The 17,303-nt window shown below is 41.9% G+C and carries 14 protein-coding genes; 6 read left to right on the top strand and 8 right to left on the bottom strand.

What is annotated here, in order from left to right:
* Entirely contained in the window at positions 1-264 is a 264-nt protein-coding gene (rpsT, locus tag FEE42_RS10025) for a 30S ribosomal protein S20 (protein ID WP_005548279.1), read from the top strand.
* 59 nt (positions 265-323) lie between these two features.
* Here the strand turns inward: rpsT and FEE42_RS10020 are convergent, their stop codons facing one another.
* The 3 genes from FEE42_RS10020 to srmB are packed head-to-tail and all read right to left on the bottom strand — an operon-like array spanning position 324 to position 2,444.
* Complete coding sequence (locus tag FEE42_RS10020; RefSeq protein WP_077581981.1) at positions 324-689, bottom strand: hypothetical protein; 366 nt, start codon at positions 687-689, stop codon at positions 324-326.
* Positions 690-1,118 (bottom strand): hypothetical protein, encoded by a 429-nt coding sequence (locus FEE42_RS10015; RefSeq protein WP_164028427.1) that lies wholly within the window; start codon positions 1,116-1,118, stop codon positions 690-692.
* A gap of 12 nt (positions 1,119-1,130) precedes the next feature.
* Positions 1,131-2,444 (bottom strand): ATP-dependent RNA helicase SrmB, encoded by a 1,314-nt coding sequence (gene srmB, locus FEE42_RS10010; RefSeq protein ID WP_077583014.1) that lies wholly within the window; start codon positions 2,442-2,444, stop codon positions 1,131-1,133.
* Between the two features lie 100 nt (positions 2,445-2,544).
* Between srmB and FEE42_RS10005 the strand changes: the two genes are divergently transcribed.
* Complete coding sequence (locus FEE42_RS10005; RefSeq protein ID WP_164028425.1) at positions 2,545-3,243, top strand: tRNA1(Val) (adenine(37)-N6)-methyltransferase; 699 nt, start codon at positions 2,545-2,547, stop codon at positions 3,241-3,243.
* 44 nt (positions 3,244-3,287) lie between these two features.
* Here FEE42_RS10005 and pnuC read toward each other — a convergent pair whose 3' ends face one another.
* The gene (gene pnuC / locus FEE42_RS10000) at positions 3,288-3,971 is read right to left on the bottom strand and encodes a nicotinamide riboside transporter PnuC (protein ID WP_077583011.1); all 684 of its coding nucleotides are present in this window, start codon (positions 3,969-3,971) and stop codon (positions 3,288-3,290) included.
* A gap of 179 nt (positions 3,972-4,150) precedes the next feature.
* Between pnuC and rapA the strand changes: the two genes are divergently transcribed.
* Both rapA and rluA read left to right on the top strand, forming a co-directional pair.
* Positions 4,151-6,934, top strand: coding sequence for an RNA polymerase-associated protein RapA (rapA, locus tag FEE42_RS09995; protein ID WP_164028834.1), 2,784 nt, complete (start codon positions 4,151-4,153; stop codon positions 6,932-6,934).
* 2 nt (positions 6,935-6,936) lie between these two features.
* Positions 6,937-7,596, top strand: a complete 660-nt coding sequence (rluA, locus tag FEE42_RS09990) for a bifunctional tRNA pseudouridine(32) synthase/23S rRNA pseudouridine(746) synthase RluA (protein WP_164028423.1) — start codon at positions 6,937-6,939, stop codon at positions 7,594-7,596.
* Between the two features lie 43 nt (positions 7,597-7,639).
* Here the strand turns inward: rluA and FEE42_RS09985 are convergent, their stop codons facing one another.
* The 4 genes from FEE42_RS09985 to FEE42_RS09970 all read right to left on the bottom strand — a co-directional run bounded on the left by FEE42_RS09985 (position 7,640) and on the right by FEE42_RS09970 (position 15,369).
* Positions 7,640-9,133 carry a PTS transporter subunit EIIC gene (locus tag FEE42_RS09985; RefSeq protein ID WP_164028421.1) on the bottom strand — a complete coding sequence of 498 codons (1,494 nt, stop codon included), beginning with the start codon at positions 9,131-9,133 and terminating at the stop codon, positions 7,640-7,642.
* 486 nt (positions 9,134-9,619) lie between these two features.
* The gene (locus FEE42_RS09980; RefSeq protein ID WP_164028413.1) at positions 9,620-10,786 is read right to left on the bottom strand and encodes an SEL1-like repeat protein; all 1,167 of its coding nucleotides are present in this window, start codon (positions 10,784-10,786) and stop codon (positions 9,620-9,622) included.
* On the bottom strand, positions 10,786-12,942 hold the full coding sequence (locus FEE42_RS09975; RefSeq protein WP_164028411.1) for a phospholipase D-like domain-containing protein: 2,157 nt from the start codon (positions 12,940-12,942) through the stop codon (positions 10,786-10,788). Before FEE42_RS09975 ends, FEE42_RS09980 begins: the two co-directional genes overlap by 1 nt.
* A gap of 9 nt (positions 12,943-12,951) precedes the next feature.
* A complete protein-coding gene (locus FEE42_RS09970) occupies positions 12,952-15,369 on the bottom strand; it encodes a type VI secretion system Vgr family protein (protein ID WP_164028409.1) in 2,418 nt (805 codons plus the stop codon).
* Positions 15,370-15,830: 461 nt separating this feature from the next.
* Here FEE42_RS09970 and FEE42_RS09965 point away from each other — a divergent pair, with 461 nt between their 5' ends.
* Together FEE42_RS09965 and FEE42_RS09960 are read left to right on the top strand one after the other, a co-directional pair.
* On the top strand, positions 15,831-16,478 hold the full coding sequence (locus FEE42_RS09965; RefSeq protein WP_164028407.1) for a PepSY domain-containing protein: 648 nt from the start codon (positions 15,831-15,833) through the stop codon (positions 16,476-16,478).
* Positions 16,479-16,578: 100 nt separating this feature from the next.
* Positions 16,579-17,244: a response regulator gene (locus FEE42_RS09960; RefSeq protein ID WP_164028405.1), complete on the top strand. Its 666-nt coding sequence runs from the start codon at positions 16,579-16,581 to the stop codon at positions 17,242-17,244.
* Positions 17,245-17,303: the final 59 nt, after the last annotated feature.

The following is a 17,303-nucleotide window of genomic DNA, read 5'->3' as shown; positions in this document are numbered from 1 at the left end:
TTGGCTAATATCAAGTCAGCAAAAAAACGCGCGGTACAATCTGAAAAACGCCGCCAACACAACGCAAGCCAACGCTCTATGATGCGTACTTACATCAAAAAAGTTTATGCTCAAGTAGCAGCAGGTGAGAAAGCAGCAGCTGAAGCAGCATTCGTTGAAATGCAAAAAGTTGTTGACCGTATGGCCTCAAAAGGCTTAATCCACGCTAACAAAGCAGCAAATCACAAATCTAAATTAGCTGCACAAATCAAAAAATTAGCGTAATTAAAACAGCATAAAAAAAGACCGCACTTTGATGTGCGGTTTTTTATTGCCCTCCTGAATTAACCATTGAGAATATTCTTGTAAAAGTTCTGTAATGCCCTATTCTGATAGCGAATAGATGAAAGTAATTCATCTGCATTTGGTGTATTAGGTAATCGGTTAAGCAAGACTCCTTCTGTATTCAATAATTCAATGATAACATCATCATCCCAAGAATACTCAGTTTCATCATAATAATAACGATACTTTCTGTTATAAACATTAATATAAACATCTTGATAATAGGCTTGATATATTACATCGACATTTTCAGTTGTTGATGACATATATCGACTAGGGGGAGTTTCTTCCCATTTTAATTGCCCATGTTGAGTTAATTCAATTAACTTATCAATAACTCTAATTGATTCAGCTCTACTATACATTTAATTTACTCCAATCAAATATTTTCGTTTTTGCATTTCTAATTCATCTACAATTATGGTCAATTTAGTTTTGATTTCTCTGACTTTACTTTCCTGTGTAGCACGATTATGAATATTCTTGTATTTAATAATATTTTCTTTCGCTTCATTGATATGCTCCTTCAATTTTGATTTAGCCCCACTTTCCAAATGACCTAATTTGGCTTCAACACGCATAACTAATTCATAAATTTCATCTAAATTAGACTCATAATTAGAAAGCAACGAAGTAATTTCTTTTGAAATATTATCAATATCTTTTATGTATTGAATAACATTTGAACGAAACGAAATACTTTTTTTAACCTGCAAAATAAACCACCAGGAAATCATAGTAAACAAAAAACCAATAATGGATAAAATATCCGCTAGAACTGAAAGTTTTTCCATGTTAAATCCAAATTATTTTCTACTCGGTTTACGTCGCTTCCCGATATTTTTCGTATCCTTGTGGCGTAGCTTCACTTTTTTCTTCGCCTCTGTTTTTTTCTTTTCTTCCCGTTTTGTTTTGATACGGGCTTTTTGTTTTTTACTCACCGATTTAATTTCGCCGTCTTTCGGTGGTTTGGTGCGGGGTTCTAAGCCTTCTAGAATACGAGCTTTTAGAATTTCCTCCGTATAACGCTTAATTTTGCCTAGCAATTTATAATCGTGAGCTTCCACAAAAGATACCGCCGTCCCTTTTTTGCCCGCTCGAGCGGTACGCCCAATACGATGTAGGTAAGTATCCGCACTATATGGCAAGTCAAAATTCATCACATGGCTAACATCATCAATATCAATACCACGTGCCGCTACATCCGTTGCCACTAACACCGTGACCACATCTGATTTCAATTTATCAATGGCATTGTTACGTTGGGTTTGTGCCATTTCACCTTCCAAGTAAGCGGAACGAATACCCCGTTTACGCAAGGTTTCGGAAAGTTCTCGGGCATTTTCACGGCGACGCACAAAAATAATGCCTCGGCTTACTTTTTCTGTTTCAATAAAACGAGCCAATAATTTTACTTTGTGTTCATAACTATCGGCGTGATAATACCATTGATTGATTTTTTTACGTTCACGGCGACTTGGTTCGGCATCCACTTGCACTGGATCATTAAGCAGACGTTCGGCAAAATCGACCAATAATTCGCCCTCTAAGGTTGCTGAAAATAATAACGTTTGTTTGCGCCAACGGGTTTCCGCCGCAATTTTTTCCGCATCCTGCCCAAAACCCATTTGCAACATTCTGTCCGCTTCATCAAAAATTAATATTTCCACGGAACGGCAATCAAAATTTTCTTCTTGAATGTATTGCAATAAGCGCCCCGGTGTCGCCACAACCAAATCTTGATTGGTATTGAAAACTTCACCATGATTTTGATATGCCACACCGCCGGTGATAGTGGCGATATTTAAATGGGTAAATTGTGCCAATTCCTCCGCTTGTTGCGCCACCTGCATTGCCAACTCACGGGTTGGGGTTAATACAAGAATACGTGGCGGGCCGGGTTTACGGCGTGGATAATCAAGCAGATGTTGCAATGCCGGTAATAAAAAAGCAACGGTTTTGCCCGTGCCGGTTGGTGCTGAGCCTAGCACATCACGCTCTTCCATCGCAGCAGGAATGGCTTCCATTTGGATCGCAGTTGGACGCTTGTAGCCTTTTTTCTCAAGCGCTTTTAAGAGCTCAGAGGAAAGATCAAATTGCTCAAATTGGGGAAAATTCATTATTGTATGGTTCTTTGTTAAAATTGGCGCAAATTATACCTGAAAAGCCTCGAAACGCCTAAAAATAAACAGGAAAGTGCGGTCAATTTAAGCAATATTTATGAGTAGTTTTACCTTTAAACAATTTCACATTAATCAACAACATTGTGCGATGAAAGTAGGCACGGACGGCATTTTGCTGGGTGCGTGGGCGGATGTGAATCATTGTAAAAATGTACTTGATATGGGAAGCGGAACGGGTTTGCTGGCATTAATGCTTGCACAACGCACAAAGGAAGATAGTCAAATTTATGCTGTAGAATTAGATCCTGCTGCGGCACAACAAGCACAAGAAAATATTACGCTTTCACCTTGGAAAGCACGTATCAGTTTGGTTCAGGGAGATGTTCAACATTTTTTATCCGATACGAAAGAAGCCTTTGATCTCATTGTTGCCAACCCGCCCTATTTTGAACAAGGCGTGGAATGTAAAAACGAAGAAAGAGAGTTAGCCCGTTATACCAAACAAAGTCATTCAGACTGGCTAACATGGGCGGCTAAACGCTTATCCGCAAAGGGAAAAATCAGTTTTGTGTTACCCTATGAGGCGGCAAAAACGCTCGAAAAACTGACCGCACTTTATTGTGTCAAACAAACGGAAATCATCACAAAAATCGGAAAATCACCGCAAAGAATGTTAATCACTTTTGCCAAACAACCGCAAGAATTAGAGCACAATCAAATCATGATCTACAATGAGAAAAACTGCTATACAGACGAATTTATTGCACTAACAAAGGATTTTTATTTGAAGTTTTAACAAAAAAGCGAACTCTACGGTTCGCCTTTCTGTGAAAAGTGCGGTCAATTTTGCGTTTGTTTTGTCAATTTCGTCCAGTTGTAATAACCATAAAGCGAGTTCAGCAAATAGGCACTATACATTAAATACATCGCCGGTGTTTCTGCCCATAACTTAATGGAAAGGATATTAAGGACAATCCATATCAGCCATTGTTCACGATAACGCAAAATCATCAGCAACTGCGCCGCTACCACAATAATGGTTGTTAGACCGTCTAAATCGGTTGAACTTCCGCCTGCCGCTTTCAAGGCTTGCACAAATAAAAGTGTGCCAATGCCGATAAACAGCATAAGGGCAATCCAACCTCGTAGGGTGAGCGATTTTGCCACCACGCTTTCACCGCCATTGTCATTTTGCATATTGTTTTTCCACATAAAATAGCCAATGTACTGTGCCGGCAAATAGACATAAAGCACGGTATTCATTTCCCCTAAGAAATTTTGCCCCCATGCCACATAAAAATAGGTATAAGCATAAATCAAGCCGAAGAAATAGTTACTGATTTTCCCTTTACTCACCAATACCACACATAAAATGCCAGAAATACCGGAAATCATTGCCAGCCAAGAATCCGGCGTTTGCACATATGCCCAAATTTGCGCAATGATAAACACCGCCAGCCAAATAACTTCAAACGGTTTCCAACCGGATAAAAACTCACGCTTAAGACGTTCGGACCAATCCATTTTTTACTCCATAACGATGAAAAAACTCTGCCATTTTCACACCGCACTTTAGCAAAGTAAAGCACAGAATCGTGGTAATCATGGCAATTGTGATTAAGCTCACGGTTTTCATTGCTTTCCCTTTTAATCGGGCTACAATAGCCGCCCGAATTTTAATGAATAAAAAAATAGAGAGTTGTATGACACCTTTTGCCCTTGGTCAGCGTTGGTTAAGCGGAAGTGAGAATAATCTTGGATTAGGCATTGTTACCGCTTTTGATGCCCGCACCGTGAGTTTGCATTTCCCCGCTTCCGACGAAACACGCATTTATTCTATCGCCCAAGCACCACTTACCCGCATTCAATTCACCAAAGGTGAAACCTTAAGCCATAAAGAGGGTTGGCAAGGTAAAATTGTGGATATTCAAACCATGAACGGCTTGAATTTTTATTTGGTAGAAAATCCGCAAGGTGAACAAGTCATTGTTCAAGAAAGCGATATTTCACCGCTGATTTCCTTTAGTTCGGCGAAAGAGCGGCTCTTTTCCGCACAATTAGATCGCAGTCATCATTTTGCTTTACGTTATCGCACGCTAAAGCATCAACAAGCGCAATTTCAATCGCCATTACGTGGTTTACGCGGGATTCGTGCCGGCTTAATTCCCCACCAGTTGCATATTGCCGCTGAAGTTGGTAACCGTGTGAATCCGCGTGTATTGCTCGCCGATGAAGTGGGCTTAGGTAAAACCATTGAAGCCGGTATGATTTTGCAAAATCAACTTTTTGCAGAAAAAGTACAGCGTGTCTTGGTTGTGGTTCCCGAAACCTTGCAACATCAATGGCTGGTTGAGATGTTGCGCCGCTTTAATTTGCACTTTTCGTTATTTGATGAAGAACGCTGTGAGGATTTTGCGATCAGTGGCGAGAATCCTTTTAGCTCGGAATCGCTGATTATTTGTGCATTAGATTGGCTGGTTAATTCTCCGAAACGTACGGAACAAATCTTGGCAGCCGGTTTTGACTGCTTAATTGTGGATGAAGCCCATCATTTGGTTTGGACTGAAAACGCCCCAAGTCAGGCTTATTTGTCTATTGAACAATTGGCAAACGGCATTCCTTCCGTTTTACTGCTGACTGCCACTCCCGAACAATTAGGGCAAGAAAGCCATTTTGCCCGATTGCGATTACTCGATCCAGAACGCTTTTTTGACTATGCTACTTTTCAAAAAGAGCAACAAAATTACCAACCGGTGGCGCAAGCGGTGCAATCTTTACTGGAAGATAAACCACTAAGTGCGGTCGAAAAAAATCATATTTCTCAATTGCTGGGAGAACAAAATACGGCGCAACTTTTTCAAGACATTAATAATTCTAATGAAGAAGAACAATCAGCACGCCAAACCTTAATCCAAAATTTGATTGATCGTCATGGCACAAGCCGTGTGCTATTCCGCAATACCCGCCAAGGCGTGAAAGGTTTTCCTCGGCGTATTTATCACCCGATCAGGTTAACCGTTGAAAATATCGATCAAGTAGAAGAGGTGAAAGCACAATGGTTGTTAGATTTTGTAAAAACACAACGTGATAAAAAAATCTTTGTGATTTGCCAACATGCGCAAACGGCGATTCATCTTGAACAGCATTTACGGGAGAAAGAAGGGATTCGTGCCGCAGTTTTCCACGAAAAAATGTCTATTATTGAACGCGATCGTGCCGCCGCCTATTTTGCCGATATGGAAAATGGCGCACAGGTATTACTCAGTTCAGGTATTGGCTCTGAGGGGAGAAATTTTCAGTTTGCAGACACCTTAGTATTATTTGATTTGCCACAAAACCCCGATTTACTTGAACAATGTATCGGGCGTTTAGACCGTATCGGTCAGCAAAATGATGTGCAAATTTATGTGCCTTGTGTGGAAAAATCCGCCGATGATGCATTAGCACGCTGGTATCACGAAGGATTAAATGGCTTTGAACAAACCACGCCAATGGGAATGACATTATTTGAACAGTTCGCCGAAGCACTACAAAAGGTGCGGTCAAATTCAACCGCACTTTCAGACTTAAATATTCTCATTGCAGACACCAAACAAGCACGCGAAAAACTCAAAATCGCATTGGAACAAGGGCGTGATCGCCTATTAGAACTGAACTCCAACGGCGGAGAACAAGCAAAGCAGTTAGCCCATGCTATCGCCGCACAAGATAACGAGGTGGAATTAGTCAATTTTGCCCTGAATTTATTTGATATTATCGGGGTAGAACAAGAGGATCTTGGCGAAAACAGCATTGTGATCACCCCTACCGGTACAATGCTTGTGCCGGATTTCCCGGGCTTAAAAGAAGAAGGCGTGACGGTAACCTTTGATCGCAATCTTGCCCTTGCCCGTGAAGAATTGGAATTTTTAACCTGGGATCATCCAATGATTCGCCAAGGTATTGATCTTATCGCCTCCAGTGATATCGGAAAAGCAGCAATGGCGTTCCTGATTAACAAACAGTTACCAACCGGTACGCTTTTGTTAGAATTAATTTATGTGGTGGAATCACAATCACCGAAAGGATTACAGCTCACTCGTTTCCTACCGCCTACGCCAATCCGGTTATTGCTTGATAACAAAGGCAATAATATTGCCGAACAGGTTGAATTTGAAAATCTGCACAGCAAATTGAAACCGCTTGGCAAAGATGTGGCGAATAAGATGATCAAAATGGTACGCCCAACGTTAGAACAATTATTTGCACTTGGCGAAAAGAAAATTCAACCGCTTGCCCAAACTTGTATTAGCCAAGCCCAAAAATTGGCGGAGCAAACGTTGAGTGTGGAAATTGATCGATTACAAGCCTTACAAAAGGTGAACCAAAATATTCGCCAAAGTGAAATTGAGATTTTAACGGCACAGCGTGATCAATCGTTAGAAGCATTGGCAAAAGCAACCTGGCGATTGGATAGTTTAAGAGTTATCGTCACCAATAAGGAATAATAATGGCACTGATTGAATATCATCCCCCAATGGAACCTTATTTAGATATTGTTTATCAAGATAACTATATTTGCGTGGTGAATAAACCGAGCGGGCTGCTTTCCGTACCGGGCAACCAACCGCAATATTACGACAGTGCGATGAACCGAGTGAAGGAAAAATTTGGTTTCTGCGAACCGGCACACCGTCTTGATATGGCAACCAGCGGTATTATTTTGTTTGCGTTAAGCAAAGCGGCTGATAAAGAACTCAAACGCCAATTCCGCGAGCGAGAACCGAAAAAACATTATCAAGCCTTAGTATGGGGACATCTTGCACAAGACTGTGGCGAAGTTAATTTGCCGATGATTTGTGATTGGGAGAACCGCCCACGCCAACGTTTAGATTTTGTACTTGGCAAAAGAGCGGTCACAAAATTTGAGGTTTTAGCACGACTCCCCAATAATAGCACTCGGGTAAAACTGACACCGATTACCGGCCGTTCCCACCAATTACGCCTGCATATGCTGGCATTGGGTCACCCGATTTTAGGGGATAAATTCTATGCGCATCCACAAGCGAAAAGTATGTCGCCACGCCTCTGCCTTCACGCAGAAAGCCTAAGCATCTCTCACCCCATCAGCGGTGAACCCATGACTTTTTGTGCAAAAGTCGATTTTTAACGAAAAACAACCTCCCCAAAAACATGGGGAGGATAGCGATTATCTAATCTTCTTTTCCTAAAATCTGATTGACTTCGCTTTTATATAGTACCGCTTTCGCCCCAAAAACGGCTTGAATCCCTCCGCCGACTTCCAACACATCAATCGCGCCAAGGGATTTTAATCGTGCTTTATCGACTAATTTCACATCTTTAACCGATACCCGTAAACGGGTAATGCAGGCATCTACATTTTCAATATTTTCCGCCCCACCAAGACCCGCAATAACATAGTGGGCATTTTCGGTGAGAGAAGTCGTTTGTAATTCCGCACTTTCTTCAGTGTCTTCCGCTCTTCCCGGTGTCATGACATTGAATCGGGTAATTAGGAAGCGAAATGAGAAATAATAGAGTAACGCCCAAGGCCCCCCCACTAAAACCACACGAATCCAATGCGTATTCTCATTGCCTTGTAAAATACCGAAGAGTAAAAAATCAATCAGTCCGCCGGAGAAAGTATTCCCAATGGAAATATTGAGTAAGTCGGCAATATAAAAAGAAACACCGTCCAAAAATGCATGAAATACATAAAGCCAAGGTGCAACGAATAAGAACATAAACTCGATAGGTTCAGTAATGCCGGTGATAAATGAGGTTAACGCCGCGCCTAAAAACAATCCGCCAATTTTTACCCGACGGGATTTTGGCACGCAATGATACATCGCTAAGCAAGCAGCCGGCAAACCAAACATCATGGTATCAAAACGACCGGCAAAAAAACGCGTACCTTCGGTGAATAAACCTTGATGGTTAGGATCGGCTAATTGAGCAAAGAAAATTTTTTGTGCCCCAATGATAGTTTCTCCATTTACGATTTCCGTCCCGCCTAATTCTGTGTACCAAAATAGCGGATAGATCATATGGTGTAATCCCACTGCGCCACTTAACCGCATAAGAAAACCGTAGAAAAATGTTCCGATCTCGCCCATTGAAGCGATACCTTCACCGGCAGAGACTAACCAGCCTTGAAAGGTCGGCCAAATTAAAAAGAAAACTGCGCCGATAAAAATCGCCGCAAATGCCGTAACGATCGGCACAAATCGAGAGCCGCCAAAAAAGCCCAAGATTTGCGGTAATTGGATATTATGGTAACGATTATGTAGTTTTACTGTTACCAAGCCCATAACTAATGATCCGATCACACCGGTATCAATACTTTTTACCTCAGGAGAAAAGAGAGGAATTAAAGCAGAAATCGTCCCGCTCATAATTAAATAACCGACTACTGCTGCAAGTGCGGCAACGCCTTTATCCCGTTTTGCCAGACCAATACCTAAACCGATACAAAGAAACAATGCCAAATTCGCAAATACGACCGAACCCGCAGAAGACATAATTTGGAAAATACCTTGCAGCAACGAATTATCCAGTACCGGATAGGCTTGCAGTGTGGCTTTATTGGATAGTGCGCCGCCAATACCCAGTAATAGACCGACGGCGGGTAAAATAGCAATCGGCAACATAAAGGCTTTGCCGATTTGTTGTAGTTGTTTAAACATAGGCTCCTCACATTAAGTTAAAATTTGCGGTTTCTATTATAAAGCTTGTTAATGATCCCATGAACATATATTACATTACCAGTTCCAAAAATTTGACTGCTCTCTCGCTTGCTCATAAACATCTGCAATCCAACATTTCGTATTTTCACTCACTTCCCCTAAGTAGTTTGGATTCGCACAGTCAAGATTTCCATCAACGATAGATTTTTCTCAGTTAGATCTATTTCTTAGATGTTCAATTACACCTTCCTTTACTTTTAAGCTAACTCTATTCGAGTCAAAGCTTGAATAACATCAGCTTTAAACGAAAGTTTTTCACCATTCCGTAGTCCTCTTCTAGTTGTAAAGAATTAGAAGTAACTACACTTTTAAACCCTTTAGCCTAAAAGTGCGGTCACAAAATCCGAAGGATTTTGAACGTTGGCTTTGCCAACGGCTCTGTAATAGCGAATAAATCAACTCAGTAATTTATGAGTCATTTTTCCGTTATTTTTTCGGTTTTTTCGGCAGACCCGTTTCTAAATCTAACCCGTTATCCACTCGAACGCCCGCCTGATTTGCCAGTTTCATCATTAATGCCTCACTTGGTTTTGGCGGAGCTTCCCCCTCATACCAACGCTGAAAGGCGATTTTGCCGTCCCATTCCGGCAAGGGGGCTGGCGGTAATGGTACAATATCGTCGAGATCGGGAACTTTGGGTTGGAGGTAGTCTTTTTCATAAAGGTAATCACCGATAATTTTATAACGACGAGATCGTTCACTATCTTCTTTAAGATTTAAATCATCTAAATACTTATTTTTTCTTTTATTATTAAAAACTTCTGATAAAACATTACCAGAAAGCTCACTACCATTCTTTACACCTTGATGAAATACTTCCAGTGCTTTTTGATATTCTTTCTTTCTTTCAAGCCCAATACCTAACATAACTGACGCTTTACCTAATCCTTGTTCCGAAGCGCAAGCTAACAGCTGGTCATAAATTTTTAAACGTAGCGGTCTTGTTTCTTCATCGTTAATATCTGTCAGAATATCTCCAACAACATACTGAGCTTCCCGACTGCCTAAATCCGCCGCCTTTCTTAAATAAGCATACTTGCCGTCTTTTTCGGTACGCACGCCATACCCCACATCTAAATAACCGTACAGATTATAATACGCTGTTGCAGGTAGCTGTTTTGCCAACTCTTCATTGAGATTATGCACTTCTGTTTGCGGCATATCGGCACTGATACGCCCGCTTTTGAGTAGATATTGCAAGCGGATATTGGCTTTATAATCGCCGTTTAGTGCTGCAATACGATAATAACGTGCCAAGCCATTCCATACCGCATCGCCCCGTTTGCCCGTCCACATATTGTGCAGGTCGTGGTACAACGCATAGTTATACAGTTGTTGAGTTTCTGCCGAGAGTTCGGGTTTCTCTTCGTGTTTGCAGACAAATTCCAGACTTGCCTGTAATTGTTCCATTTTTTCCATTTTGTTTTTTTCCGCTTGATATTTATTCATATAGTCTTCAATAAAATTGCTTGAAGGTGTATGCCCCGCACCACCCAAATCAATCCCGTTGAAGAAACGATTGCCTGCCCAAATCGCGATTGCAATTAAGGCGATTATGCTAATCACTAACCATTTAAAAATTCGTGCCATCATTAATCACTCCGACTAACCGTTGGATCCGCCCGATAAAATTCCCGTAATGCACATTCCGGAGAAGTTCCATCTTTTTGCGATCTCTTATTTCTTTCAATTAATTCTCCCCATTTTCTAAATGCCTCTTTCGCCACCGCATAATCATGCAGATTATCCGGATTGGCTGCCCCGTTTTTATTGGTGTGCAAATCCCATAAGCGTTTGCGTAACCCTTCCGCTACTTCGCCACATTCCATAATAATGCCTAGCTCCGTGTCCACCTGCATACTCCGCGTGTTCAGATTGGCCGAGCTGATAACGGTAAACACATCGTCCATAATGGTGACTTTGGAATGTACATAAACTTCTGTTAATGTCTCGTTGCCTTTGCTGTCTTTGTAGCTATGCACATATTTGCCGTGCTCATCTTTTGGCATTAATGTGCAAATATGCGCTTTAATGCCCGGCGTATCGCTGATTTCATAGCCTAGTTCTTTGGTGAGATTACTCTCTTCTTGGCTTAATTCTTGATTTTCAATCGTTTGAGCATTTTCTTTATGCTTTGCTTTCTGTTCCGCTTGTTTTTTCTCAGCTTCACGCTGTTTGGCTTTGAAATCGGCAAGCTCTTTTTCAAGACGTTGAATTTCTTGTTCGTTGGCTTGATACTCCGCCTGCGCCGCTGCTTTTCCCTCCGGGGTAGGCATTTGCCTTGCCTTATTATACAAAATCGCTTGATTAACTTTGCGTTTGCCTAATTCCAGTTCCAGCTCTTGACGTTTAATCGCTCTCGCCACGCCCGGCATCACCTCTTGTTTGCCCAATAATTTAAACATTTCATTGGTGGTGTACGTGCCCTTGCCAATGCCTTCATCGGAAGAATTCGTTACGGTAAACCAGTGTATCGGCCCTTCAGCCCGTCCGCCGCTTTTCAGGTTTTCCCAGTGGGCAATAAATTCCCGTACTAACGGTGGAAAACGAAAATATTGATTTTCGGTGTAAAGATAGCTGGTAGTCTGTTTAATATTTTTTAAATAGACTTTCATAATGTCTTCGACATCCGGTTGGTCATAGGTGCGTAGGATTTGTGCCATCAACAGTTTACTCCCCTCAACCAGTGATGGATTAGGCGGATAATGTTCACGGGTCAATCCATTACGCTGTGCCGTTAAATTGGTCTCAACAGCATCACTATCCCATTGCGTATTGTTTTTTCTATCCCAAGATTGACAAAAATTGTGGTTAATATCCCATAAGACTTGTCCTGTTACGATACTGGAGACATCTTGAAGTGGTGTCTTGCTGTTTTTGCCTTGATTCGGTGCGGTAGTTTTTAGCGAATGCTCACCGGTATCCCAATAGTTATCTACCATGTTATGTTCTAATACAAAACCTACGGCAACGTCAGGTTTGTCATAATCAATTAATACCGTTTTCTGATGGTGGGAAGGGGCGTATTTTAAGGCAACGTTGTAAGAACCGTCCGGCAAGGTCGTATCCTTAAAGTTATGTTTTTGCCGGCGTTGAGCTTCTTCGGGTAATGTTTTGTCCTTATAATTATTTTCCTGTTTTGCTACCTTTCGATTTTTATAGATGAGATTTGTCCGTTGCGGTGATTTAGTAAATTCCATCAATGTTTTATGTTTCTCTATTTCATCAATCATCCAATCATGATTGCTACTTTTAAAATTAACCAGTTCTTCATCTAACGCCCCCTCAATTGCATCATACCACCAACGATCATAATCCTTTTGTTCCTTAGTTACGCCTTGGACGCTTTTTTTAACGGCATCCGGTCGATACCCTAAATTGGCTTCCATTACCGTTTGTAGGTTTAAAGGCATACTCCACACCAAAATCCGCACTTTCACCCCTTCAAGGGCTTTTTGAATCAATAAATCACCAATACAAGGCGAGTGACCGTCCCGTTTAAAATGCATAGACGGCTGAAAGCCCCAAATCGCAATATCAATAGAGGATTTGGCATTTTCAATTCTGTTATGCAACTCTTCAAAGGCTTCTTTGCCGTTGACTAAGGCTTTAAAGGTCGCCGGCACCGGTTGGCTACGGGTTCCATTGTCAAATTTTTCTGCATTCTCTAAAAACCAACTAAAATTGATGGTCGAACACAATTTATATTTCGTTGTGGGGACACGAATGATTTTACCGTTATCTGACATATTCTTTCCTTACTTGATTAGTCCTTTTACTAACGCATCATAAACTTTTGCAATATCTAAAACAGATTGGTGGTTGGTCTCGTCATATTGATAGAATCCCTCATTCATTAGTTCATCATTATTGCTCTCTTTTTCAAATGACTCAATCATGGGAATTTCATAATTCAAACCGTTAACAAATCGAATTTCATATTTTTCAATATGCTCTTCATGAACAATTTCGATTTCCCCTTTATCATCTGTCACGCCTCGACCTAACTCCCGACCGTCTGCATAAAGCGTGTAAGGCATGCCAATCAGCGGACGTTTAGTATGCGGCGATTGGAAAAACGTCAATCGCATTGGCGGTAATGTGGCTGAATTCACTTCCGTATTAAAACGCGTCACATGTTCCAACTCGGTACTTTCCTGACAAAGCTCGCCCTCAATATACACATTCCCGATCAGCTCAATTCCCTCTCGGTTGATAACTATCGAACCGCCCGGGCCGCTGATTTCTACCGTTTCGTAACCCTCTAAGTCAAACTGTTCGCAGATTTGCTCAAACAGTTCGCCCGCCTGCCAACTGCCGTGTTGGGCGATGTCGATGTTGAGTTCATTGCCGACGTGAATGATGGTGTCGCCGTGTACATTGACGTAGCGGTTGTTATTGATGTTGAGGAGGTCATCTTGTTCCACTTTGGTGAGGCGGTTGCGACCAATAGTTTTGATTTGGTCGCGGTTAATTGTTAGGGCTTCGTCTTGGTTGACCGTTTCCGTGCGGTTGTTGCCGATGTGGACGGTTTCGTTTCGGCTGACTTGTTCGGTGCGGTTATGCCCGATTTGGGTGGTTTCGTCGTGTTTGACAATGTGGTTGAGGTCTTTTTCGGCGTGGAGAAAAATCTCTTCTTGTCCGTTTTCGTCTTCAAAACGCAGTTCGTTAAAGCCGTTACCTTTGTGGCTTTTGGATTTTATTGTGGTGCGGGTTTTATGTTCCGGTAGTTTATAGGGCGGTTCGGTGGTGCTGTGATAGGTGCGCCCCACTACAATCGGTTGGTCGGGGTCGCCATTGAGGTATTTGACCAGTACTTCATCGCCGATTCGCGGTATCATCATGTTGCCGTATTGCGCACCTGCCCAGCCTTGAATCACCCGTATCCAGCAAGAGCTATGTTCGTCTCCGTTGCTCCGTCTGTCCCACGGGAATTGGAGTTTGACCCGTCCCCATTCGTCACAGTAGATTTCTTCGCCTTCAGGGCCGACGACATGCGCCACTTGGGTGCCGCGAATAATCGGGCGGGGCTTTGGCGGGCTGCGCCAAGGTTTATGGTGGGGGATGAGGAATAGGGTGTTTTCGTAATGGTTGCCACTTTTTGAGGTTTCGTCTTCAACCGTTGCCTGTTCTATCGCTTCTTCCTCTAATACGCCGATTTGAGTTCCCCTATGTTCGACACGTACGACTAACCATGCTTGGTTGAATGCCGCTGAGTGGTGTCCTGATAAGTTGAAACCATAACCGGGGATGACGCGCATATCGTCCCCCATAGCCTGTGCCGTTTCTGACTGCGCCAGTTCGGCTTCCAGCCGATAACGGCTAAAGGGATTACCTTGTTCGTCCCGTTTGTATCGGCCGGGGTAATCGTAATGTTCATAAACACTCGGCGAATTGACCGCACTTTTAGGCGATTGAGATAAGGAAGAATCCCTTGAGGCAGCAGGTTGGGCGGTATGTTGATGTTCTAGGTGGTAGTTAGGATTTAAGAAGGTGTAATCACGTAAAGTTTGCCGATTTGTGGTCAGTCTGTGGCGGTATTCAAACTGCCAAAGACAAGCAAAAGGGCGGTCGCCTGCCGGATTGGCGTTATAGGTGAGGGTGCCTAAAATGGGCGAAGACCGACTTTGATGGGCAAAGCATAATTCGTGGCTGCCGACATCATGCTTGAAATAATAATACCAGCCTTCTTCTGCCGCTAAGCGTTCAATAAAGGCGAAATCCGTTTCCCGATATTGTACGCAATAGTCCCGCTCCCAATCCGACGGTAAGGGTTCAAAGGTGACTTTTTCTACCCGATTTTTTTGTAACAACGTGCGGATGATTTTTTCGCTGTTTTGATGTTGGAAAATACGGCTGTCCGATTGCAACCCTGCCCGCACTAATGCCGGCTCCACCACCATGTTATAATGCGTGCGCACAAAGCCCGTTTTACCCAATCCGAAACCTGTGACAATCCCATTGACATAGCGTACCGCTTTATCCCCCAGCCAAAACGTGAACGTAACCGCTTTATCCATCAATGCCGAAAAGGGAATATTGGGGTCAAAACTGGATAACTTCAATTCCAATTTAAACGGCTCGGAAAGCCCTTCGATTAACTGAAAACTCACTACATCAAAAGGGTATTTATCGCCTGCATTCAGGGTATAGCGGTAGTCGGATTGGGTTGCCATAAATCATCCTTTATTTAACACATATAAAAATAGCGTTAGTATAATGCAGTTTTATATATCTCTAAATGAAACAATTAACTGAATTTAAATTTTTTCGGAAATACTATGTAGCCTAAAGTGCCATTCATGCTATATCTAAGCAATAAATTAATGGGATTACGGTTATTTTTACAAAAATCTCATTAACCTGACGAGAAAACAAAGTAATTAATTGAAAATAAACCCGCTTTAAATTTACAAAAAATAAACAGAGAGTTGTTATCAATTCAAATTCCATTTATTGATAATAGTAATTTCGCATGTTAATGATCAACAAACAAACGTTGATTTTGTGATAGCGTTAACATTTTTATAGAAATTTTATTTGCTAATTTTTCCCTAATTCTTACTCCTTAGAATACACACCATCGAAAGGCAGTATTTCACTGCTTCAAAATTCAATCTCAAACAAGGAGAAACGTATGAAAAAAGCAAGTAAAACCTTATTAACCACTTTATTAGCCAGAAGCGTGACATTTGGTGTGGTAAATATCGCTCAAGCAATGTCGTCGGACGCACAAGCAGCCTTGGCGAAAACATCCATTACTGCAATCCAAGCATTGCGTGCTGCACAAAATAAAATCGGGGCGGATGCCAAAGTGAAAGAAGTGGAATTTCACCACACCAAATACGGTAAAGATTATTTTGAGGTGGATTTATTCGCCAATAATCAGCACCACAAAGTAGATGTCGATGCAGTAAACGGTGAAATTTTAGGTATCACCGACAAAACGCCAAAAGAGGTGAAAATTCGCTCGGAGCAAGCTACACCGAAAATTTCCTTTGAGCAGGCAATGAATATCGCCATAGACAAAACAAAAGGCAAAGTGGCTGAAGCCGATTTCATATTTCGAGACGGGCAAGGATTTTATAAAATTGAAACTCTTGCTAACGGACAACGTTTCCATGTTATCGTAAATGGCGAAAACGGGCAGATTATGGATATGCCAATGAAACACCAAGGTGTGCATAAAGGCGAACACAAAGACAGACACGGTAAAGGTAAACATCATCATAAAGCAGGAGACAAAGGTGGTTTCCACGCTGAACGTCCGCTACAAATAAATTAATTGAAAACTGACCGCACTTTTTCGTAACGTGCGGTTTTCCTTTTTCGAATTTTCGGTATGATGAGCCGGCTCTGCGGAGATTTTAGTTTGGTGAAAAATAATGCGAATTTTATTAGTTGAAGACGATCAGATGATCGCAGAAGCGGTTTCGGACGGCTTAAAAAACGCTTGTTATGCAGTGGATTGGGTTAATAACGGTAATATGGCGGAACAGGCATTGGCAGCACAACCTTATGATTTAGTGTTATTGGATCTAGGCTTACCCGAGAGAGACGGATTGCAAGTGTTACGCCATTTACGCCAAAGCCAAAATCATACGCCCGTCTTAATCGTTACAGCCCGCGATGATCTGGAGAGCCGCCTTGCAGGCTTAGATGGTGGCGCAGACGATTATATTATTAAACCTTTTGATCTTGCCGAATTGCTCGCCCGTATTCGTGCAGTGTTACGCCGACAAGGTGGGCAGAACACTCCATTATTGACGAACGGTTCACTCACCCTCAACCCGACTAATTATCAAGTTTCCGTTGCTGATCAATCCGAGCCGATTATTTTAAGCAATAAAGAATTTGCGATTTTACAAGCCTTGATGAACCGACCAGGGATTATTCATTCCCGTACAGAATTAGAAGATAAAATTTACGCTTGGGGCGACGAAGTGGAAAGTAACGCCATTGATTTTTTAATTCATAGCCTACGGAAAAAAATTGGTAAAGAACATATTAAAAATGTACGTGGTGTGGGCTGGCTTGTCACCAAAAATTAACCAGGCGGGATAGTTTGGCTTAATTCATCTCACAAAACACATATGAAATTTGGAATATT

It is taken from the genome of Rodentibacter caecimuris (assembly GCF_010587025.1).
GTDB lineage: Bacteria > Pseudomonadota > Gammaproteobacteria > Enterobacterales > Pasteurellaceae > Rodentibacter > Rodentibacter caecimuris.
This window is presented reverse-complemented; position numbering and strand designations above follow the sequence as displayed.